The 21,132-nt window shown below is 67.5% G+C and carries 22 protein-coding genes and 1 pseudogene; 18 read left to right on the top strand and 5 right to left on the bottom strand.

All coding sequences use genetic code 11. From position 1 onward, the window contains the following. Window positions 1-108: 108 nt before the first annotated feature. Both lysS and ABD678_RS00330 read left to right on the top strand, forming a co-directional pair. Window positions 109-1,608, top strand: a complete 1,500-nt coding sequence (gene lysS, locus ABD678_RS00335; protein WP_344752578.1) for a lysine--tRNA ligase — start codon at window positions 109-111, stop codon at window positions 1,606-1,608. A 34-nt stretch (window positions 1,609-1,642) separates the two neighbouring features. Continuing rightward, window positions 1,643-1,825 (top strand): hypothetical protein, encoded by a 183-nt coding sequence (locus ABD678_RS00330; RefSeq protein ID WP_344752577.1) that lies wholly within the window; start codon window positions 1,643-1,645, stop codon window positions 1,823-1,825. On the opposite strand, the gene ABD678_RS00325 is transcribed toward ABD678_RS00330, so the two are convergent. Further along, window positions 1,822-2,841 carry a pirin family protein gene (locus tag ABD678_RS00325; protein ID WP_344752575.1) on the bottom strand — a complete coding sequence of 340 codons (1,020 nt, stop codon included), beginning with the start codon at window positions 2,839-2,841 and terminating at the stop codon, window positions 1,822-1,824. The two genes, ABD678_RS00330 and ABD678_RS00325, sit on opposite strands and share 4 nt — an antisense overlap. Before the next feature lie 193 nt (window positions 2,842-3,034). On the opposite strand from ABD678_RS00325, the gene ABD678_RS00320 reads away from it, so the two are divergent. After that, entirely contained in the window at window positions 3,035-3,364 is a 330-nt protein-coding gene (locus ABD678_RS00320; protein WP_344752573.1) for an ArsR/SmtB family transcription factor, read from the top strand. Next, window positions 3,365-3,850, top strand: a complete 486-nt coding sequence (locus ABD678_RS00315) for an SRPBCC family protein (RefSeq protein WP_344752571.1) — start codon at window positions 3,365-3,367, stop codon at window positions 3,848-3,850. Window positions 3,851-3,864: 14 nt separating this feature from the next. On the opposite strand, the pseudogene ABD678_RS00310 reads toward ABD678_RS00315, so the two are convergent. Together ABD678_RS00310 and ABD678_RS00305 are read right to left on the bottom strand one after the other, a co-directional pair. Beyond that, window positions 3,865-3,996: pseudogene (locus ABD678_RS00310) on the bottom strand (helix-turn-helix domain-containing protein); the annotation flags it as partial. Further along, window positions 3,993-4,589 (bottom strand): hypothetical protein, encoded by a 597-nt coding sequence (locus tag ABD678_RS00305; RefSeq protein ID WP_344752569.1) that lies wholly within the window; start codon window positions 4,587-4,589, stop codon window positions 3,993-3,995. The gene ABD678_RS00305 and the pseudogene ABD678_RS00310, both read right to left, overlap by 4 nt. An 81-nt stretch (window positions 4,590-4,670) precedes the next feature. On the opposite strand from ABD678_RS00305, the gene ABD678_RS00300 reads away from it, so the two are divergent. From ABD678_RS00300 to ABD678_RS00280, 5 genes are all read left to right on the top strand, one after another. Then, entirely contained in the window at window positions 4,671-5,726 is a 1,056-nt protein-coding gene (locus ABD678_RS00300; protein ID WP_344752567.1) for a hypothetical protein, read from the top strand. Between the two features lie 221 nt (window positions 5,727-5,947). Continuing rightward, window positions 5,948-8,437, top strand: a complete 2,490-nt coding sequence (locus ABD678_RS00295) for an ATP-dependent Clp protease ATP-binding subunit (protein ID WP_344752565.1) — start codon at window positions 5,948-5,950, stop codon at window positions 8,435-8,437. A gap of 15 nt (window positions 8,438-8,452) precedes the next feature. After that, a complete protein-coding gene (locus ABD678_RS00290; RefSeq protein ID WP_344752563.1) occupies window positions 8,453-9,286 on the top strand; it encodes an aminoglycoside 3'-phosphotransferase in 834 nt (277 codons plus the stop codon). A gap of 43 nt (window positions 9,287-9,329) precedes the next feature. After that, on the top strand, window positions 9,330-9,833 hold the full coding sequence (locus ABD678_RS00285) for an amino-acid N-acetyltransferase (RefSeq protein ID WP_344752561.1): 504 nt from the start codon (window positions 9,330-9,332) through the stop codon (window positions 9,831-9,833). Between the two features lie 54 nt (window positions 9,834-9,887). Continuing rightward, window positions 9,888-10,481, top strand: coding sequence for a hypothetical protein (locus ABD678_RS00280; protein ID WP_344752559.1), 594 nt, complete (start codon window positions 9,888-9,890; stop codon window positions 10,479-10,481). A gap of 28 nt (window positions 10,482-10,509) precedes the next feature. On the opposite strand, the gene radA is transcribed toward ABD678_RS00280, so the two are convergent. Continuing rightward, window positions 10,510-11,853: a DNA repair protein RadA gene (gene radA / locus ABD678_RS00275; protein WP_344752557.1), complete on the bottom strand. Its 1,344-nt coding sequence runs from the start codon at window positions 11,851-11,853 to the stop codon at window positions 10,510-10,512. Window positions 11,854-11,928: 75 nt separating this feature from the next. Here radA and ABD678_RS00270 point away from each other — a divergent pair, with 75 nt between their 5' ends. Further along, window positions 11,929-12,606, top strand: coding sequence for a VOC family protein (locus ABD678_RS00270; RefSeq protein ID WP_344752555.1), 678 nt, complete (start codon window positions 11,929-11,931; stop codon window positions 12,604-12,606). A gap of 38 nt (window positions 12,607-12,644) precedes the next feature. Here ABD678_RS00270 and ABD678_RS00265 read toward each other — a convergent pair whose 3' ends face one another. Continuing rightward, complete coding sequence (locus ABD678_RS00265; protein ID WP_344752553.1) at window positions 12,645-13,592, bottom strand: sugar-binding transcriptional regulator; 948 nt, start codon at window positions 13,590-13,592, stop codon at window positions 12,645-12,647. Window positions 13,593-13,797: 205 nt separating this feature from the next. On the opposite strand from ABD678_RS00265, the gene ABD678_RS00260 reads away from it, so the two are divergent. The 8 genes from ABD678_RS00260 to ABD678_RS00225 all read left to right on the top strand — a co-directional run bounded on the left by ABD678_RS00260 (window position 13,798) and on the right by ABD678_RS00225 (window position 21,124). Further along, window positions 13,798-14,193 (top strand): PTS sugar transporter subunit IIA, encoded by a 396-nt coding sequence (locus tag ABD678_RS00260; RefSeq protein WP_344752551.1) that lies wholly within the window; start codon window positions 13,798-13,800, stop codon window positions 14,191-14,193. 46 nt (window positions 14,194-14,239) lie between these two features. Beyond that, window positions 14,240-14,740, top strand: a complete 501-nt coding sequence (locus ABD678_RS00255) for a PTS system mannose/fructose/N-acetylgalactosamine-transporter subunit IIB (protein WP_344752549.1) — start codon at window positions 14,240-14,242, stop codon at window positions 14,738-14,740. Window positions 14,741-14,799: 59 nt separating this feature from the next. Further along, the gene (locus ABD678_RS00250) at window positions 14,800-15,705 is read left to right on the top strand and encodes a PTS mannose/fructose/sorbose/N-acetylgalactosamine transporter subunit IIC (RefSeq protein WP_344752546.1); all 906 of its coding nucleotides are present in this window, start codon (window positions 14,800-14,802) and stop codon (window positions 15,703-15,705) included. Then, on the top strand, window positions 15,702-16,694 hold the full coding sequence (locus ABD678_RS00245) for a PTS system mannose/fructose/sorbose family transporter subunit IID (protein WP_344752544.1): 993 nt from the start codon (window positions 15,702-15,704) through the stop codon (window positions 16,692-16,694). Before ABD678_RS00250 ends, ABD678_RS00245 begins: the two co-directional genes overlap by 4 nt. A gap of 10 nt (window positions 16,695-16,704) precedes the next feature. After that, entirely contained in the window at window positions 16,705-17,757 is a 1,053-nt protein-coding gene (locus ABD678_RS00240; protein WP_344752542.1) for a DMT family transporter, read from the top strand. Then, the gene (locus ABD678_RS00235; RefSeq protein WP_344752540.1) at window positions 17,754-18,815 is read left to right on the top strand and encodes a zinc-dependent alcohol dehydrogenase; all 1,062 of its coding nucleotides are present in this window, start codon (window positions 17,754-17,756) and stop codon (window positions 18,813-18,815) included. The genes ABD678_RS00240 and ABD678_RS00235 overlap by 4 nt, the downstream gene beginning before the upstream one ends. Window positions 18,816-18,899: 84 nt before the next feature. Beyond that, window positions 18,900-19,640 carry a class I fructose-bisphosphate aldolase gene (locus tag ABD678_RS00230; RefSeq protein ID WP_344752538.1) on the top strand — a complete coding sequence of 247 codons (741 nt, stop codon included), beginning with the start codon at window positions 18,900-18,902 and terminating at the stop codon, window positions 19,638-19,640. Beyond that, window positions 19,640-21,124, top strand: a complete 1,485-nt coding sequence (locus ABD678_RS00225; RefSeq protein ID WP_344752536.1) for an aldehyde dehydrogenase family protein — start codon at window positions 19,640-19,642, stop codon at window positions 21,122-21,124. Before ABD678_RS00230 ends, ABD678_RS00225 begins: the two co-directional genes overlap by 1 nt. The last annotated feature ends 8 nt before the right edge of the window (window positions 21,125-21,132 follow it).

Below are 21,132 nucleotides of genomic sequence, written 5' to 3'. Positions count from 1 at the left end.
GCCGTCGGAACCTCCCAATGTCTGAGCTGAGGAGGGAACACCCATCCCCCGCGCGTCCCACCCCAAGACCCTCGGTAAACTTGCCGAGACCTGAGGAGAACCGCACCGATGACCGAGAACCCCGCCGACCCCGAACTCACCGAGGCCGAAGTCAGCGAGCAGAAGGCCGTGCGGCTCGGCAAGCGCGAGCGGCTCATCGCGTCCGGCGCCGAGGCGTACCCGGTCGAGCTCCCCGTCACCGATACGATCCCCGCCCTGCGCGAGAAGTACGGCGACCTCGAGGCGGACGCCGTGACCGGCGTCACGGTGGGCGTCGCCGGCCGCGTCGTGCACCTGCGCAACACCGGCAAACTGTGTTTCGCGGCGCTGCAGTCGGGTGACGGCTCGCGCATCCAGGCGATGGTCTCTCTCGCGGAGGTGGGTGAGGCCTCTCTCGAGGAGTGGAAGGAGCTCGTCGACCTCGGCGACCATGTCTTCGTTTCCGGTGAAGTGATCTCAAGCAGGCGCGGCGAGCTGTCGATCCTCGCGAAGGAGTGGCGGATCGCGGCCAAGGCCATCCGTCCCCTGCCGAACCTGCACTCCGAGCTGAGCGAGGAGACGCGGGTGCGCCAGCGCTACCTCGACCTCATCTCGAGGGCCGCCGCGCGGGACACCGTGCGGGCCAGGGCATCCGTCAACGCCTCGCTGCGCGCCACCTTCACCGCGCACGGTTATCTCGAGGTGGAGACGCCCATGCTGCAGACCATGCACGGCGGGGCGAGCGCCCGCCCGTTCGTGACGCACAGCAACGCCTTCGACACCGAGCTGTTCCTGCGGATCGCGCCAGAGCTGTTCCTCAAGCGCGCCGTCGTCGGCGGGCTCGAGCGGGTGTATGAGATCAACCGGAACTTCCGCAACGAGGGCGCCGACTCGACGCACAGCCCCGAGTTCGCGATGCTCGAGGCGTACCAGGCGTACGGCAACTACAACCAGATGGCGGAGCTCACCCAGGAGCTCGTGCAGAACGCGGCGCTCGCCGTCGCCGGCTCCCACGTCGTCACCTGGGCGGATGGCACCGAGTACGACCTCGGCGGCGAGTGGGACTGGCTGTCGATGTACGAGTCGCTGAGCGAGGCATCCGGAATCCCGATCACGCCCGAAACCTCGAAGGACGAGCTGCAGGATGTCGCCGACCGCCTCGAGCTGGAGGTGCAGCATCCGACCGCCGGCAAGCTCGTCGAGGAGTTGTGGGAGCACTTCGTGAAGTCGAAGCTCGAGCGGCCCACCTTCGTCGCCGACTTCCCCGTCGAGACCTCGCCCCTCGTGCGCGACCACCGGTCGAAGCCGGGGCTCGTCGAGAAGTGGGACCTGTACATCCGCGGGTTCGAGCTGGCGACCGGATACTCCGAGCTCGTCGACCCGGTGATCCAGCGCGAGCGTTTCGTCGAGCAGGCGGCGCTCGCCGCGAAGGGCGATGTCGAGGCGATGCGGCTCGACGAGGAGTTCCTCGCCGCGCTCGAGCACGGGATGCCGCCGAGCGGCGGGATGGGGATGGGGATCGACCGGCTGCTCATGGCGGTCACCGGGCTGGGCATTCGTGAGACGATCCTGTTCCCGCTGGTCAAGTGAGTACCGTTCCCGCTGGTGAAGTAGCGTAGGAACCGTGCTTCAAGATTTCTGGGCGAACGCGATCTACTCGGTCGTGCCGACCATCCTCGTCGGTCTCATCTTCTGGCTGGTCATGCGCGCGATCATCCACTCCGACCGCACCGAGCGCAAGGTCTACGCCGAGATCGAGGCCGAGGAGCGCGCGAAGCGCGGGCTGCCGCCGGCCGAACAGCTTTAGATTCGCGGCCTGAGCCGCAGGTTCGGCATCTCCGGCGCCGGGAGCGCACGGCCGTCGTAGCCGGCCACCCGGCCGAAGCGCCCATCCGGATCGGCGCCGTCGATCACCTCGGCCATCCACCGGGTGCGCGACTCGACGATCTCGTCGTGGCTGCGGCCGACGAAGTTCCACCACATGACGATGGCTTCAGCGAACGGTTCGCCGCCGAGCAGCAGGATGCGCGCCGCCTCCTCGCCGCTCGCGATCGTGAGCTGCGTCGCACCCGGCGCACGGTAGCCGATGTGCGCGGCCGGGATCGTGACTCCATCGAGCGTGACCGTGCCGGTGTCGACGAGCACGCCATGCTCGAACCCGGCGTCGACCGGCACGGTGACCGTGGTGTTCGCCGGCAGGTCGAACTGTGCGCCGACGATGGGCGTGAAGGCGCTCGCGGTGGACGTGCGCCCGAGCAGGCTCCCCAGGAAGACGCTCACGCTCGCCCCCTCGTGGTCGAAGACCTCGGGGACGAAGCGCTCGAACATCGGCGCGCGGTGGCGATCGGCTTCGGGCAGTGCGGTCCACAACTGCACGCCGTGCAGCATCCCGGACCCTTCTCCGGTTGAGCTTGGACCCCCCTGAGGCCCTCGAAGGGTCGAAACCGACACCTCCGAGTGCTGGATGCCGGCCCCCGCCGTCATGAGGTTGAGTTCGCCAGGGCGCACCATGGCGTGCGCTCCGGTCGAGTCCCGGTGCTCGATCTCGCCCGCGAAGAGCCAGCTCACCGTTTGCAGGCCGGTGTGCGGATGCGGGGGCACGACCATCCCGCCCGTCGCGGCCACATCATCCGGCCCGTAATGGTCGGCGAAGCACCACGCGCCGATGAGGGAGCGGCCGCGCTGCGGGAGGGTGCGGCGCACGGTCATGGCGCGGGGGCCGCCGAGTGGAACGTCGCGGGGCTCGAGCAACTCGACCCGGCCGGCCGGGACGGCATCCGCCTCGCAGACGAGTTCCTGCGGCTCGACCTCGAGGTTGCTCATACCGGCATGCTAACCCGCCGCACTCTGTCCCAAATGAAGGCAGTCGCGCAGGTCGGGTACCGCAGCGACGGGCCTGTTCGGCACCTGACCGCCAGATTGCCTTCATTTGGGACAGGTACCGCGGCGAAGCGGGTTGCGCAGGAGGCCGCCCGGTCGTAGAGTTATTCAACCAAAAGGTAGAATAAGGTGAAGGATGCTGGCACAGCTCGAACTCGTCGAGACGTTCGCAGCCCTCGGCGACCCGGTTCGGCAGTTGATCGTCGAGCGGCTCGCCGAGGGGGATGCGACGGTCAACGAGTTGGCCGCGCTGTTCCCGATCTCGCTGCAGGCGGTGTCGCGGCACATCAAAGTGCTCGAGGCCGCCGGCGTCGTCTCGCGGAGCCGGGTCGCCCAGTCGCGCCCCGTGCGCCTCGAGGCGGCATCCCTCATCCGCACCGCCGATTGGCTCGAAGCGCACCGACTGCGCCTCGAATCGCGATACGAGCGGCTGGATGCCGTCCTCGAAGAACTCAAGGAGTCCTGAATGACCAGCAAGCGCACCGTGGCCGCCCTCCCCGGGGAACTCACCATCGCCTTCACTCGCGAGTTCGAGGCGCCCGCCGCTCTCGTCTTCCGCGCGCACACCGAGGAGGACCTCATCGGCAAGTGGATCGGCCCGGTCGGCACGCACGTGCGGATGCGCGAGTGGGATGCGAGGACCGGCGGATGCTGGAGCTACGTCGTCGTCTCCGGCAGCGGTAACGGGGAGTGGGCCTTCCACGGGACATTCCACGAAGTGACCAAGCCGAGCCGCCTCGTGCAGACGTGGGAGTTCGAGGGCAACCCGGGGCATCCGAACCTCGAGATCCTGGAGTTCGCCGACCTCGACGCCGGCCGCAGCCGCCTGACGGGGCTCTCCGTCTTCCCGACGCTCGAGGACCGCGACGGAATGCTCGCCGACATGGACGGTGGCATGGACGAGAACTTCAACCGCCTCGACGGGCTCATCGCCGCGGGCGAGTTGGGCTGAGTGGCCCTCGAGGTTCAGTCGCCGGGCGCCAGCACGAGCAGGTCGCCGACTTCGCATCCGAGTGCGTCACAGATCGCCCGCAGCGTCGAGAACCGGATGGCGCGGGCCCGGTCGTTCTTGAGCACCGAGAGGTTGACGATGGTCAGGGCGAAGGGGTCGGCTCCGGATCGGCCGAGTCCGACGGCTCCGGCGACGGGGTCGGGATGGGGGGAATGCTCAGAGTCGGCTCAGGCTCAGGCTCGGGCTCGGGTGACGGACTCTCCGACGGGGCGGCCGGCTCGTCGCTGGGCTGCTCCGTCGGTGCGGCGGGGGTCTCGGATATTGTCGGCGAAGGGCTGTTCGTCGGCAAAGGTGCCGCAGTGGGGACGAGGCGCAGCAGAACCAGGAGAAGCGCGACGAGGAGTATGAGCGCGAGGGCCCCGAGGATCCAGGGCAGTACGGCCCTGCGCGATCGGGCCGGCGGCGCGGCGAATGCGGGAGCCATGTTGGCATCCGCTTCGCTCCCGGCGATCGGCACGTAGGGGAAGAGCGGCTCGGTGGGGCCCGTGGCCGCTGCCTCGTTTGGCGCGAGCCGATCGTTCGGCGCCGACGGATCGTACGGCTCAGTCGGGGCATCCGGTCCCGCCGGATTCCGTGATGCATCGGGCAACGGCTTCGTCGGCGTAGCGTCGGCGTCGCCTTCAGCGTCGGGCTCCTGCATCCTGTCGTCCATGATCGCCTCCGGCCATAGGCTACTCACCGCTCGTGGATCGAGGCCTCGTGCTCCCAGCAGGCTCCCAGCTTTCCCGGTGAGTCGCTAACGTGGTGAGCGGGGGTTCGGATGCGAAGGCTTCTCGGTGCTTCGGCGACAGCGGCCGTTCTGGCCGTCGTGCTCTCCGGATGCTCGCTGTGGCATGACGGGGAAGACGTCGTCGGGCAGGTGCAGGAGGGCATCGTCGCGCACCAGGTGCTCACGGAACTCACCGATGAGCTGCGCGCCCGTGACGGCGTGGAGTCGGCCGAGTCCAGCGTCGTGCCGATCTACCGGACGGCCAGTGTGACCGTCGCACTCCGGGACGGGGTGCCGGCCAGCACGATCGGCGAGGTCGCGACCCGGATCGACGACGTGCTGCGCGGCCCGGACCTGCAACCGTTCGACCGCGAGTTCTCGGTGCAGGCCGGCGATGCCGGTATCCGCCAGACCTCCTTCGAGCGCACGCCCGTCGACTATGCCGCCGAACTCGCGTATTGGGGTGAGATCCAGTCCGTCGTCGGCACCGGCCTCACCATGACCCTCGGCGCAGACCGCGCGGGAGCGTTGCAGCGCATCCTGTCGACGCAGACGGATGCGACGGTTGCGACGCTCGCCGAACACTACGACGACATCGCGGCGACTGTGCCACCCGCGGGCACCGCCACGATGTGGCGGCTGCCGGGGATCCTCGGCTACGCCGACTGGCTCGGCCCGCTCCCGGAGCGCAGCATCCTGACCTTCATGGCGGCCATGGCGGCCGTCACCAACCTGCTCGACGACTCGGTACAGGAGACGCCGCCGGGGTTCTATACGGTGCTGTCCGACAGCCGGCGCTCGTTCCCGCCGCGGTTCGCCCTGGTCGCGAACGCGCCGGGCACCGAGGTGGATGCCGACGCGACCTGGCAACTCACGCTCAGCATGGCGCGCGGGGCGCTCGCCACCGGGCTGCCGGCCTTCCAGGTCGCCGTTCAGGGCTACGGTGACGACTCCTTCAGCGACGCCAACTTCCACGTCGGCGACTGCGCGGACGTGAACCCGCCGACCGCATCCGACCACAAGCTCGTCGCCGACCTCGCGGATGCCGGAATCCCGCTCCCCGCCGACGCGGCCGCCGGCATCTGCCTGGCCTTCGCCACCCCGTAACCGGGCAGCGCGCGCCTCCCCGCCTCCCCACTCGCCCACACATCCGTTGACTCGGGTCATTCTGCGGGTCGGACTCCACCGCAGGCCGCAGAATGACCCGAGTCAACGGAGGGGGAAGCGGGCATAACGCCGATGGCGAACAGGGGCAGTATCCGCAGCCTCCCCTCGTTACTCTCTTTGTAACGGCACCCACACCTGCGCGGTGCCCGAGGAGATGTGAGATGTTCGAGAGATTCACCGATCGTGCCCGTCGCGTGGTTGTCCTGGCCCAGGAAGAGGCCAAGATGCTCAACCACAACTACATCGGCACGGAGCACATCCTGCTCGGCCTGATCCACGAGGGCGAGGGGGTCGCCGCCAAGGCGCTCGAATCGCTCGGGATCTCGCTGGATGCCGTGCGCGAGCAGGTGCAGGACATCATCGGCCAGGGCCAGCAGCAGCCCACCGGGCACATCCCGTTCACCCCGCGCGCCAAGAAGGTGCTCGAGCTGAGCCTGCGCGAGGCGCTGCAGCTCGGCCACAACTACATCGGCACGGAGCACATCCTGCTCGGCCTCATCCGCGAGGGTGAAGGCGTCGCTGCCCAGGTGCTCGTCAAGCTCGGTGCGGACCTCAACCGCGTTCGCCAGCAGGTCATCCAGCTGCTCTCCGGCTACCAGGGCAAGGAGCAGGTGCAGGTCGGCGCGAACGAGCAGGCCGGCGCGCAGGCAGGCAGCCAGATCCTCGACCAGTTCGGTCGCAACCTCACGCAGGCCGCCCGCGACGGCAAGCTCGACCCGGTCATCGGGCGCGAGAAGGAGATGGAGCGGGTCATGCAGATCCTCTCCCGCCGTTCCAAGAACAACCCCGTCCTGATCGGCGAGCCCGGCGTCGGCAAGACCGCCGTCGTCGAGGGCCTCGCCCAGGCGATCGTGCGCGGCGACGTGCCCGAGACCCTCAAGGACAAGCAGCTCTACACGCTCGACCTGGGCAGCCTCATCGCCGGTAGCCGCTACCGCGGTGACTTCGAGGAGCGCCTCAAGAAGGTGACCAAGGAGATCCGCACGCGCGGCGACATCATCACCTTCATCGACGAGATCCACACCCTCGTCGGCGCCGGGGCAGCCGAGGGCGCGATCGACGCCGCCAGCATCCTGAAGCCGCTGCTCGCCCGCGGTGAGCTGCAGACGATCGGCGCGACGACGCTCGACGAGTACCGCAAGCACTTCGAGAAGGATGCCGCGCTCGAGCGCCGCTTCCAGCCCGTGCAGGTGCACGAGCCGACCCTGCCGCACACCATCAACATCCTCAAGGGACTGCGCGACAAGTACGAGTCGTTCCACAAGGTGTCGATCACGGATGGCGCTCTCGTCTCGGCGGCGAACCTCGCCGACCGTTACGTGAGCGACCGCTTCCTGCCGGACAAGGCCATCGACCTGATCGATGAGGCGGGCGCTCGTCTGCGCCTGTCGATCCTCTCCGCCCCGCCGGAGCTGCGCGAGTTCGACGACCGCATCGCGGGCGTTCGCGGCCAGAAGGAGGCCGCGATCGAGGAGCAGGACTTCGAGAAGGCCGCGTCCCTGCGCGACGAGGAGAAGAAGCTGCTCGGTGAGCGGCTGCGCCTCGAGAAGCAGTGGAAGAACGGCGAGGCCGGCACGACCGGCGTCGTCGACGAGGGCATCATCGCCGAGGTTCTCGCCGCGGCGACCGGCATCCCGGTGTTCAAGCTCACCGAGGAGGAGACCGCGCGTCTCGTCTTCATGGAGAAGGCGCTGCACGAGCGCGTCATCGGCCAGGAGGAGGCCGTCGCGGTGCTCGCGAAGACCATCCGCCGCACGCGGGCCGGCCTCAAGGACCCGAAGCGGCCATCCGGTTCGTTCATCTTCGCCGGTCCGACCGGTGTCGGTAAGACGGAGCTCGCCAAGGCGCTCGCCGAGTTCCTCTTCGACGACGAGAACGCGCTCATCTCGCTCGACATGAGCGAGTACGGCGAGAAGCACACCGTCTCGCGGCTGTTCGGTGCCCCTCCAGGGTTCGTCGGCTTCGAGGAGGGCGGCCAGCTCACCGAGAAGGTGCGCCGCAAGCCGTTCAGCGTCGTGCTCTTCGACGAGATCGAGAAGGCGCACCCCGACATCTTCAACTCGCTGCTTCAGATTCTTGAAGAGGGTCGGTTGACGGATGGCCAGGGCCGCGTCGTCGACTTCAAGAACACCGTCATCATCATGACCACGAACCTCGGGACGAAGGACATCACCGGCGGCCCGGTCGGCTTCCAGGTCGAGGGCGACACCGCGACCGGTTACGACCGGATGCGCGGCAAGGTCGTGGAGGAGCTCAAGAAGCACTTCAAGCCCGAGTTCCTGAACCGTGTCGACGAGACGATCGTGTTCCCGCAGCTCAGCAAGCCGGAGCTCCTGCAGATCGTGGACCTGTTCACGAAGCGCCTGAGCGACCGGATGCTGGACCGCGACCTGACCGTGGACCTCACCCCCGCTGCCAAGGAGCGGCTCATCGACGTCGGGTTCGACCCGGCGCTCGGAGCACGGCCGCTGCGTCGCGCGATGCAGCGCGAGGTCGAGGACCGGCTGAGCGAGCGCATCCTGCAGGGTGAGCTCACGGCGGGCGACCACGTGCACGTCGACTTCGTCGAGGGCGAGTTCGTCTTCACGACGAGCCGGCAGCTGGGTCGCGAGAAGATCGACGAGCTCGAGGCGTCCGCGGCCGCCAAGTAGCGCGCACGTCGCAATATGCATCCGCTTGCCGCGGCGCCCGACGGCCCGGTGGCGATCCCACCGGTCGTCGAGCGGCTCGCGGCGGGCGATGCTGTTACTCCCGTCTGGCGCAACGAGCTGGGTGGGCTCACTTTCCGGCTCGGCGACGATCGGTATGTGAAGTGGTTTGCCGGTGGTCACCCGGAGATCGACTTCGCCGCTGAAGCTGAGCGACTCGTCTGGGCAGGCCCGTTCGTGACGGTGCCCGAGGTGCTCGAGGTCGGCAGGGCTGGCGACGACCAATGGCTCGTCACCGCTGCGATCGCTGGGGGGTCGGCCGTGTCCCCACGGTGGCTCGCGGATCCGCAGCGCGCGGCGGAGGAGCTCGGGCGTGGGCTGAGGATGCTGCATGACACTCTGCCGGTCGCCGCGTGCCCGTTCACCTGGTCGGTGGAGGAGCGCGTGGCACGCTTCGAAGAGCGGGTCGCAGCTGGCCCGGGGCCCGGCGACACGAGGCCCGGCAACACGACGCCCACCGACTGGATGCCCGAACACCGCGGCCTCTCGATCGAGAACGTGCGCGAGACGCTGAACCGGATGCCGCCCCTCGACCTCGTCGTCTGCCACGGCGACGCCTGCGCCCCGAACACGCTCATCGACGACAGCGGCCGTTTCACCGGCCACGTCGATCTCGGTATACTCGGCGTCGCCGACCGCTGGGCCGACCTCGCCGTCGCGGCGTGGAGCACCGTGTGGAACTACGGTCCGGGGTACGAGTCGGCGGTCTACGCGGCGTACGGCGTCGAAGCCGGCGATGCCGACGCGGCGGAGCGCATCCGGTACTACCGCCTGTTGTGGGATGTCTCATAGGCGGCATCTTCGTCGCTCCCGTGACCGGCCATAGGATCGATCCATGACCTTCCCGGTGCGCCCCGCCCGCACGAGCGACGTGTGGTTCATCCGCGAACTCGTCGAACCGCTCGTGCAGCGGCGCATCCTGCTCGGCAAGGAGACGGTCGTCTTCTTCGAGGCGATCCAGGAGTTCCGGGTCGCCGAGGACGGCGAGGGCAACCCGATCGGATGCGGTGCGCTGCACGTCATGTGGGAGGACCTCGCCGAGGTGCGCACGCTCGCCGTGGCATCCGAGTGGCTGCACAAGGGGGTCGGCCACGCGCTCCTCGCACAGCTCGAGGCGGATGCGCGCTCGCTCGGCCTCAGCCGGTTGTTCTGCCTCACCTTCGAGGTCGACTTCTTCGAGAGGAACGGCTTCGAGCAGATGGAGGATGGCGAGATCGACCCGGAGGTCTACTCCGAGCTCGTGCGGTCTCCGGATGAGGGCGTCGCCGAGTTCCTGGACCTCGCGCGCGTGAAGCCCAACACCCTCGGCAACACGCGCATGATCAAGTACCTTAACTAGCGGCACGCCGTCCCCGACCGCCGGTTCCGGCGGCACGCCGTCTACCCTTAGGTCATGTCGACGTTCCGCAATCCCGTCGGCCCCCAGCCGAGCAACGTGTACTGGCGACGGCGCCTCGTCGTCGGACTTCTCCTGCTCGCCGTGATCGTCATTATCATCCTCCTCTTCATCCAGCCGCGCGGCGAGACGCCCAAGACCCCGAACGTCAAGGAGACGAACTCCCAATCGGAGGCCCCGACCGATCCGGATGCCGCGTGCGCCGCGGGCGTCGTCGAACTGGAGGCGGTCACCGACAAGTCGACCTATGCCGCGGGCGAGAACCCGATGATCCACCTCACCGTGACGAACACGGGTGCGACATCGTGCACGATCAACGCGGGCACCACCCAGCAGGAGTACCTCATCACGAGCGGCGACGAGCTCTACTGGAATTCGAAGGACTGCCAGTCGGATGCCGTGGACGCCCCGGTCATCCTGGAGCCGAACGTGCCGCAATCGACGAATCCGATCGCCTGGGACCGCACCCGGTCGTCGCCGACGACGTGCGACACGGATCGCCCGATGGTTCCGGCTGGTGGTGCCAGCTACCACCTCAACATCAACCTCGGCGACCTCAAGTCGAACGATGTGCAGTTCATCCTGAACTAGTACCGCTCCTCTGGGAGCGGCGCAATGACTAGAAGGGTGCAACGCCGCCGGTCGCGGGGAACGCGGCCGCGATGGCGTCCTGCAGCTGGCCGGCCCCCGCATCCAGCACCGTGTCGAAGCCGAGTCGCTTCGCCTCGGCGATCCGCTGCTTCGCATTCGACACCGGCCGGATCTCCCCGGCCAGGCTGATCTCGCCCACTGCGGCGAGCGTGCGCGGCAGAGCCTGCTCGCGGCCGGCGCTCGCCAGGGCGAGGGCGATCGCGAGGTCGGCGCCCGGCTCGGTCACCTTGATGCCGCCCACCGTCGACACGTAGACATCCCTGTCGCCGAGCTTGAGACCTGCGCGCCGGTCGAGCACTGCGAGCAGCATGGCCACGCGCGAGGAGTCGACGCCGTTGACGACCCGCCGCGGCTGCGGGGAGGGGGTCGACCCGATGAGTGCCTGCACCTCGACTGGCAGCGACCGCCGCCCCTCGACTGCGACCATGACGCAGGTCCCGCTCACGGCCTGCTTGCTGCGGCTGAGGAACAGCCCGCTCGGGTCGGTGACCTCGGCGATGCCGTCCCCGGTCATCTCGAAGCAGCCGACCTCGTCGGTCGGTCCGAACCGGTTCTTCTGCGCGCGGATGAATCGCAGCGCGGTCTGGCGGTCGCCCTCGAAGTGGCAGACGACATCCACGAGATGTTCGAGCAGGCGGGGGCCGGCGATCGAGCCGTCCTTCGTGACGTGCCCGACGAGCAGCACGGGCAGGTTGCGGTCCTTCGACACCCGGATGAGCGTCGCCGCCACCTCCCGCACCTGCGATGGGCCCCCCGCGAGCCCTTCGCTCAGCGAGCTCGAGACGGTCTGCACCGAGTCGACGATGAGCAGTTGCGGCCTGACCTGGTCGATCTGGCCGAGCACCGTGGCGAGATCGGTCTCGGCGGCGAGGTAGAGGTCGTCGTCGAGGGCGCCGGTGCGCTGCGCGCGCAGCCGCACCTGGCTGGCCGACTCCTCCGCCGTGATGTAGAGCACGCGCTGACCGGTGCGGGCGGCGCGGCTCGCGACCTCGAGCAGGAGCGTCGACTTGCCGACCCCCGGCTCACCGCTCAGCAGGATCGTCGCCCCCGGCACGATGCCGCCGCCGAGCACGCGGTCGAACTCGCCGATGCCGCTCGGCCAGTGGGCGACATCCGCAGCGCCGATCTCGGTGATGGGACGGGCGGCGCGCTCGTCGGCGACCCGAACCGGCTTGATCGAGCGGATGATCCCGGTCGCCTCGGCCGTGTCGACGATCGTGCCCCACGCCTGGCACTCGCCGCAGCGACCGACCCATTTGACGGAGGTCCAGCCGCACTCGGTGCAGCGATAGTCGGTCGTCGGGCGGGCCATGATGACAGCCTACGGCCGGCCACCGTCATGGATCAGGCCTTTGACCGCGACCGCGACGTCGGGTTGACTGGGCGCATGAGGATCTCAGGAGTCGTGGTCGATGTGGAGGATTCCGTCGAGGCGGCGGACTTCTACGCGACGGTGCTCGGCCTTCCCGTCACCCGCGAACCCGGTGCCGCGGTCGTGCAGGTGGGTGCCACGACACTGACCCTGCGACACAATCCGGAGACCCGCGGAGTGCACCACCTCGCGTTCACGATCCCGTCGAACAAGTTCGACGCGGCCAAACGGTGGGTGTCGCAGCGCGCGGAGGTCATGTCCAGGGGCGGGGAGGACGAGTTCGAGTACGACGCGGGCTGGAATGCCCGCTCGTTCTACTTCGCCGGACCGAACGGCTCGGTGCTCGAGTTCATCATCCGGCGCGACCTCGGCAACGCCGTCGACGGAGACTTCGGCAGCGGCGACCTGCTGTGCGTCAGCGAGGTCGGGGTGGCGGTTCCGGATGTCCTGGCGACGGCCGGCATGCTCGCCGCCGAGGCGGGCGTCGAGCCCTACGGCCTCGAGCCACGGGACCGGTTCGCCCCGGTCGGCGACATCGACGGGCTCGTCATCCTCGTGTCGCCGGACCGTACCTGGTTCCCCGCCGAGGACCGGTTGTCCGCGGAATCGCGGATCCTCATCGACGCGGTGGGAGACCGGCCGGGAGACTTCGCACTCGGCTCCGAGAGCGTGTTGTCGATCCGGAGCGAGTAGCCCCGGTAGCGGTCAGGTCCGGCCCGGCTGGATCCGGCTCACGCCTCGCCGGCCTCCTTCGCCAGGTAATCCAACACGCTGAGGGCCGTGAGGTCATCGGTGACGATGAGCGAGCTGAGCCCGGTCCGTGCGAGGCCGACCAGTGCCGAAACCTTGTCCTCCCCGCACAGCAGGGCGATGGAGGTCTTGATCCTCTTGAGTTGTGGAAGGCTCACGGTGATGAGTCGCTCGGTCCATTCGTGCTGGATGATGTCGCCGTGCACGTTGTAGAGGTGGCCCAGGATGTTGCCCACAACTCCGAGTTCGGCGAACTCCTCGGCGATGAGGGCGTCGTTGCTCCCGGTCCAGGCGTAGGCCGAGGTCTGCAGCATCCCCGGTGCGCCGATCCCGTAGACGGCGGCATCCAGGTGATCCCATCGCTCGGTGGTCTCACGCACGGTGTCGTTGGTCAGGATCGTCGTGCGCGACTCCAGTGAGTCGCACAGTGCGGGGGCGTGCAACGGGTAGCTCGTGGCCTGGAACCGTTCCGCCATGCCCCGCACGAGCGTGTTGGCGTCGAGGTGCGAGTAGGCGGCGTTCCAGCCGCCCATGAGCGGAAGGATGCCGAGGCGGGGCCTTGGCGTCTTGCGCATGGAGGCGAGCATGCCGTTGATGGTGTGTCCCGCCGAGACGCCCACGAGCCCGTCGGAGGGCAGCCTCTCGACGATGTAGGGCGCCGCGGCGGCGCCGCAGATGCGCGATTGCTTGACCGAGTCGACACGATGGCCGGGGGTGATGACGAAGGATGTTCCGAGCTGCGAGCTCAGTCGGATCGCGAGGTCGTCGAAGTCCGATTCTGCGGCGGCCACACTGATCGTCACGACCTTGCGCTCGCGGGCGAGGCGGTTCATCCGGGAGATCGTGGCGGGGGACAGCGAGGTGATCTCGCTGATCTCCTTGAGGTTCAGTTCCCGGATGTAGTAGAGGTGCGCGACCAGTCTGAGCATGGAGTCTTCGTGCGCACTCGCCCTGCGACCCACGGGGGCCTCCTCTCACGTCCGTCGAGGTGACGTTGCCCACTTTAGACCGCGGATACATCCGGAATCCGCGTCATTCTTGACAACGCTCTTCGACGACTGGTAGACACGTCTGAAATGCATATCTTTTTATGAAAACTTTTTCATAGCATACAACGAGGTGTGAGCGGGAGCAATGAGGATTCTGGTCGCAGGTCACGGAGAGTTGCCTGAAGCGTTGGTGAGCAGCGCGCGGATGATCGGTGGCGAACTGCCGGATGTCGCCTCTCTGGGCCTCTTCCCCGGGGAGACGCCGCAGGAGCTCCGGGACCGGATGCTGCAGCTCCTCGCGGACTCGGCCGCCGACCTCATCCTCACCGACCTCGCCGGCGGGACCCCCGACAACGTGGCCAACCTCATCGCCAAGGCCGGCCAGCTCGGCAGCGTGCGCTGGATCGTCGCCGGGGCATCGCTTCCGCTGCTCCTGGAGTTCGCGCTCTCGGCCACCCCCGTCGACGGCGTCGACCCCGCTGAACTCATCGCCGAGACGGGCGCTGTCATCCGCTACACGAACCCCGGACCGCTGGATTGACCAAGCGGGCCCGGGACACCACCCAGTGCAAGGAGGCACTTTTTAAATGACATTATCTCTGGTAAGAGTCGACGATCGCCTGATCCATGGTCAGGTCATCGCCGTCTGGTATCGGGCCCTCGGGGCCGACGTCATCGTCGTCGCTGACGACGAGACGGCGGCCGACGAGTTCCTCTCAGACGTGTTGGTCCTCGCAGCCCCAGCCGGGGTCGAGGTCGAGGTCTACACAGTGGACGACGCAGCAGCCCGGATCACGGAGCTCGCCGAATCGTCCGACCGCGCCTTCGTGCTGGTCCGAAGCCCCATCTCGGTCCTGCGGATGGTGGAGCAGGGAGTGCCCATTCCGTTGCTGAACATCGGCGGAATGGGTGCTGCGTCAAACCGTTCGAAGCTGTATCGCAACATCTCAGCGAGCGCATCCGAAATCGACGCGATGCACGCACTCGAACGGCTGGGAACCAAGGTGGAGATCCGCATAGTCGCGGACGACAGCGCGGTTCCGTTCTCATCAGTTGCCCCTCCGGCAACCAACTCGAATGGAGTCTGAACATGGTTAAGAATCCGAAGGGAGAGCGTCGGCTTTCACGCGGCGCGAAGATATCACTGGTGATATCTACCCTTGTGGTCATCATCGGGATCCCGACAGCGGTCCAGGCGATGACGCTCACGGAGGTCGAGCCGTCCACAACGGTCACGATCTCGCTCTTCCAGTCGATCCTCATCGGACTCGGCTACTACCTGTCGCAGTCCCCGTGGATCGCCGGCCTCAGCTTCTACACGCTGAACCGACCGCTCGTCGCGGGCCTGCTCGTGGGTGTCATCCTCGGAGACCCGGGACAGGGCGCGCTCATCGGTGCGGCCATCAACCTCATCTACCTCGGCTTCATCTCGGCCGGCGGCGCCATTCCGGGTGACCCCGGGCTGGCCGGATGGGTCGGAACGACGATCGCGATCGCCGGAAGCCTCAACTACGGGGCGGCCCTTGCAATCGCAGTCCCGATCGGGCTCCTCGGAACGGTGGTCTGGAACGCGAGGATGACGGTCGACTCGGCCTTCATGCACATGGCGGACCGGGCGGCCGATCGAGCCGACATCGGCGGGGTCGTTCGCGCGAACATCCTCTACCCGCAGGCGTGGCTGTTCCTCATCACCTTCGTGCCGGTGACCATCGCGGTCTTCATCGGCGCAAGCTTCATCGGTGATGTGATCAACGGATTCCCCGTGTGGCTGCTGGGCGGTCTCGCGATCGCCGGAGGCATCCTGCCCGCGATCGGCATCGCCATGAACATGAAGTTCATCTTCCTGGGCTCGGCGATTCCTTACTTCTTCGTGGGCTACCTCGTCATGGTCGTCCTCGGTAACGAGGTGTCGATCATGGTGCTCGCCGTCATCGGTGTCGCGCTCGCCTTCCTCCACGTGGTCTTCCTCGGGGACCGCGTGAGCAATGCCAGCAAACCCAAGTCCGAAAAGCTTCGCTCGGACAAGTCAGCAGAATCGGAGGCAGCACGATGAGCTCCACGGAAACCGCAACCAGCGGTGCGACCGCCGCAGGCGGCGAAAAGAGGATCACCCGCAAAGATCTGCTGATGTCCTGGCTGATCTGGACGTTCTTCTCCCACTCCAACTACAACTACGAGCGGCTTCAGGCGTCGGCATTCGCCCACGCGATGACGCCGATCATCAAGCGGTTGTACGGCGGGGACAAGGAGCAGACCAGGGAAGCGCTCCAGCGCCACCTCGTGTTCTTCAACACGTCACCGGACTTCGGTGCGGTCATCCACGGCGTCACGATCGCCATGGAGGAGCAGAAGGCCAACGGCGAGGAGATCACCGACAACGCCATCACGTCGACCAAGACGGGCCTCATGGGCCCGATGGCCGGCATCGGTGACACGATCGGCCAGGGCATCGTCGTTCCGCTGCTCATCGCACTCGGGATCAGCATCACCGGTCTCGGCGCCCAGGTTCAGCAGAGCGGGGATCTGACCGGCATCACCGGCAATCCGCTCGGCCCGATCCTGTACTTCATCCTCGTCGCCGTGTTCAGCATCGGCGTGACGTACATCATGTACACCCAGGGGTACAAGCAGGGTCGATCGTTCGTCACCTCCGTGCTCAAGTCGGGGTTGATGGACAAGGTGATCCTGGGAGCGAGTGTTCTCGGAAACATCGTCCTCGGCGGCCTGACGGCTCAGTTCGTCAAGGTCTACGTGGGATGGACGGTCCAGGCCGGCGAGACGACGGTGCGTATCCAGCAGGATGTCCTCGACAAGATCCTCCCGGGACTGCTCCCGCTGGCTCTCGTCGTGCTCACCTGGTGGCTGCTCAAGCGCGGCTGGCACCCGATCAAGCTCCTCGTGATCTACGTCATCGTGTGCGTCGTGGGTGCGATCCCGTTCATGGGTCCGCAGCCGCAGTACATCACCGACGCGTGTGGTTCGTCGATCCTGCAGCCCTACGGGCCCTGCGCGGATCCACTTCCGCCGGCTGAAGGGGAGTAGAGAAACCATCATGTCGGATCAGCGACCCGCGACGGGGTGGGCGAAAACCCGCTCCGCAGCCAGTATCGGCGCCCTGCTCGCCGTGCTGACTGCAGCGTCCTACGCGACGGTGAACGCACTCCTGCGTTCCGTCGCCGCGGATGTCGACCCCTTCGCGGGTTCGCTGATCCGGCAGCTCCCCCTCCTGGTGCTTGCCACGACCGCACTCCTCGTGCTGCGGCCTCCGGCCCTCCGGCCCCGGTCGCCGGAGTTCATCGGAGCACGCTTCGTCGGCCTCCTCATGGCGGCTGGCGTCATCAGCTTCCTGGTCGGGAACGTGTTCCTGTTCACCGGCCTCAACTGGGTGGGGCTTGCCGTGGCGACCGCGGCGAGCCAAGGCGGCATCGTGCTCGGCAGCGCGCTCGTCTCCGCCGTCGTGCTGCGTGAACCGCCCACTCGCAGCCAGCTCATCGGCATCGGCATCGTGGCGATCGGCCTCGCCACCATCGCGATCCCCGGCTTCACGAGCATCCAGATCGACGGATTCGCCGTCCTCGGCTTCGTGCTGAGCATGTGCGCCGGGGTCTGCTACATGCTCAGCAACGCGGCCAGCCGCACGGTGCAGCGCCGCCCCCGCACCTTCATTACGGCGTTGGCATTGACCAACCTCGGAGGCGTGATCGCCCTCCTCGTCGCCGTGCTCATCCGCAGCGGCGGCCGCCTGGGCGAGGTGTACAGCGCACTGAGCCCCCACCAGATCCTCATTCTTCTGCTGGCCGGCACGGTCAACGCCGTCGCCCTCGCCTCCGTCACCCTTGCCGTGCGATACACGACGGTGACCTCGGTGAGCGCGCTCGGCAGCCTCGTGATCGTGTTCGGCATCTTCGTGGCCTGGATCGTCTTCCACGAGCAGATCGCCGTCGCCGTCATCGTCGGCGCAGCAATCATCATCCTCGGGGTGCTCATCACCCTCAGACCTCCGGCGACTCCCGCCGGGATGCCGGTCGAACCGGTACTCGACGCTGATTCCGCGACAATCCCGGGCGCGGACGCGTACACCTCGATGAAGGAAGGCACCACATGACAACCACCGCAGAGACTGATGTGAAGTCGAGCTTCCGGGCCGGCGCGATCACCGGCGTGGGGAAGGTCGAACTCGTCGACATCCCCACCCCGACTCCGAACTATGGTGAGGCGCTCATCCGCATCGAGGCGACGGCGATCTGCACCTGGGAGCAGCGCACCTACAGCGGTGCGCAGTCCAACAAGTTCCCGTTCATCGGCGGGCATGAGGTCGCGGGGACGATCGTCTCCTTCGGCCCCGGATACCGGGGGACCCTCGCCGTCGGCGACCGGGTCGCCCTCGGCGGGTCCGCCTGCGGCAGCTGCCACTGGTGCTACACCGGCAAGGATCGCGCCTGCGCCCAGCACTACGACGGTGCGGTGGCGTACGACGAGGGCTGGGGGCCGGGAGGCTTCTCCGAGCTGAAGGTGCACCCCGCGGACGGCCTCTTCCCGATCGGTGAGGTACCTGCGGAGATCGGATGCCTGGCCGAACCGCTCTCCTGCGCGCTGCATGCCGCACGGCTCTCCGGTGCCGAGGTCGGCCAGGACGTCGTCATCCTCGGTGCGGGCGTCATGGGACTCATGAACCTCATCGCGATGAAGAAGCGCGGTGCACGCGTCATCGTCTCCGAAGTCGATGCCGGTCGCCTCGCCAAGGCCAAGGCCATGGGCGCCGACGTCACGATCGACGCCTCCCAGCAGGACCCGGTCGCGGTGGTCAAGGAGCTGACGGACGGACGCGGCGCGGACATCGTCATCGCGGCCATCGGGCACCGGGTCGCCAACGAGCAGGGTATGCAGATGATCGCCGAGCGCGGGACCTTCGTGGTCTTCGCCTCCGCACATCCGGAGACCCCGATCGAGGTCGCGCCGAACGACCTGCACAACAACGAGCGTCGCGTCATCGGCGTCGTCTCGAGCGAGAAGCAGGACTTCTACGTCGCAGCCAAGCTCATCCGTCAGGGGCAGGTCGACCTCACCCCGCTCATCCAGAACCGGTATCCGCTCTCGAACCTGAGCGGTGCGCTCGACGAGGCGATCCTGCCGGGCACCTATCGCATCATCGTCGAGAACTGACGGCGGACCGTCGACCCGCCGTACCAACCGCTTTCGCAATCACAGCAAAGAAAGAAACAGGAGAACCACATAATGAAGCGCAGAATGAAGCAGATCTTCGGGTCAGACGGACGCATGTTGATGGTCGCGATGGACCACACGGCCTTCCTCCAGGAGCCGGTCGATGGCCTCGTGAACTACGGCAAGACGATCAGCGACTCCGTCGCGGCGGGAGCGGACGCGTTCCTCTCTCCGATCGGATCGGCCCAGCGCTATGACGAGGAGTTCGGCCGGTCCTCGGTCGTCGTGAGCGTCGACACCCGCGCACCATTCGCTTCGGAGGCGGTCGCCCGCGCGCTCGCGATCGGCGCGGACGGCATCAAGGCCATGGTCTACCCGTTCGCGGATGAGGACTGGGTGAACCAGTCCGCCGCCCTGGCAGCCCAGGCATCCGCCGTCGGCCTGCCGTACCTGGCCGAGCCGGTTCCGGGCGGATTCTCCCGGTCCGACATGCGCACGCCCGAGATCATCGCCGCGGGTGCTCGGGTTGCCGCAGAGACCGGAGCCGACATGATCAAGACGTTCTACACGGGCGACGCGAAGTCGATGCGCAGGGTCGTCGACTACGCCGGCGTGCCGGTCATCATCCTCGGCGGCCACGCGAAGGACACCCTCGAGGAGTTCTACGGGCCGATCTGGGACGCCATCAACCACGGCGGCGTCGTGGGCGTCGCGGTGGGGACGAACATCTGGTCGTCGAAGAACCCCGGTGGGGTCGTTCGCGGACTCAACGCGATCCTGCACGAGAACGCGACCGTCGAGCAGGCAGTATCGGCGGCGAAGTGATGTCAGCCGCAACATCGAACGACCCGCGCTGGAACCTTCTCGACGGAACGCTTCCCATGCTCGTGGGTGGAGAGCTGGTCACGGATGGCGAGACCTCCGACATCGTGTCGTCGCGGGATCGCCGGGTGGCCGGCCGGTTCGCGGTCGCCGATGAGGCGCTCGTGGAGCGCGCCGTCGCGACCGCGCGCGGCGCGGCGGCCGGCTGGGCCGGACTCACCGGCTTCGAGCGGGGCAAGTACCTGCTCAAGATCGCCGACATCATGGAGAAGCACGCGGCGGACTTCGAGTTCCTCGACGCCATCGACATCGGCAAGCCGGTGACGGCGGTGCGCTACAGCGACATGCCGGTGTCGCTCTCAGCGCTCGCCTACTTCGCGGGTCGCGCGCAGGATCTCGGTGGGCGCAGTGTCGAGGTCGGCGACCCGATGGTGAGCCACCGGGCCCGCCTCGAGCCCTACGGCGTCGTGCTGGAGGTCCTGCCGTGGAACGGGCCGTTGTGGACCGGCGTACAGCGGATGGCCGCCATCCTTGCCGCAGGCAACGTGGCGATCATGAAGCCGTCCGAGCTCGCCTCGGCGTCCTTTTCCTACCTCGCCTCGCTCATCGCCGACGTTCTCCCTCCCGGGGTGCTGACAGTTCTCAACGGTCGTGGGTCGCAGGTCGGCGCGCAGCTGGTGAAGCATCCGGATGTCGCCATGGTGTCGCTGACCGGCGGAATCGAGACGGGCGTACGGATCCTCCAGGACACCGCGGCCCAGGTCAAGCGCGTCTCGCTCGAGCTGGGGGGCAAGAACCCCAACATCGTGCTCGACGACGCGGACCTGGACACGGCGGTCATGTGGAGCACCATGGGCGCGTTCTCGAACTCGGGCCAGATCTGCGTGTGCGGGTCGCGGGTCCTGGTTCAGCGGGGCATCTACGATGCGTTCTCGGCTCGCCTCGTCGAGGCGGCGAAGACCCGCGTCGTCGGGGATCCGCTGCTCGAGAGCACCGAGATGGGGCCGGTCGTCGGCGAGGACCACTACTCCAAGGTCTGGAGCTACATCGATGGTGCGATCGCAGGCGGCGAGGGTGAGCTTCTCGCCGGTGGCCAGCGGTACACCGAGGGTCCGCTCAGCGAAGGCTGGTTCGTTCCGCCCACCGTCTTCGGCGGCGTGGACCCCAGCTGCACCATCGCACGCGAGGAGGTCTTCGGCCCGGTCGTGACCCTCACGCCGGTGGACGACCTGGACGAGGCGCTCAGCATCGCCAACGACACGCGGTACGGCCTTGCCTCCGGCATCTTCACGACGAGTGTGGACAGTGCGGAGAAGGCTGCGCGTGAGCTGCAGGCGGGCCAGGTGTACGTCAACCAGTGGTTCGCCCCTGGCGGTCTGCAGGCGCCCTCGCAGGGATACAAGACGAGTGGGCTGGGTGGCGTCGGGATCGAGAAGTATCTTCAGACGAAGAACATCTTCATCCGGAGCACCCCGGGGAACCAGTAGACGGAGAG

Origin of the sequence: Leifsonella bigeumensis (assembly GCF_039537265.1) — a bacterium.
Taxonomy (GTDB): Bacteria; Actinomycetota; Actinomycetes; order Actinomycetales; family Microbacteriaceae; genus Terrimesophilobacter; species Terrimesophilobacter bigeumensis.
This window is presented reverse-complemented; position numbering and strand designations above follow the sequence as displayed.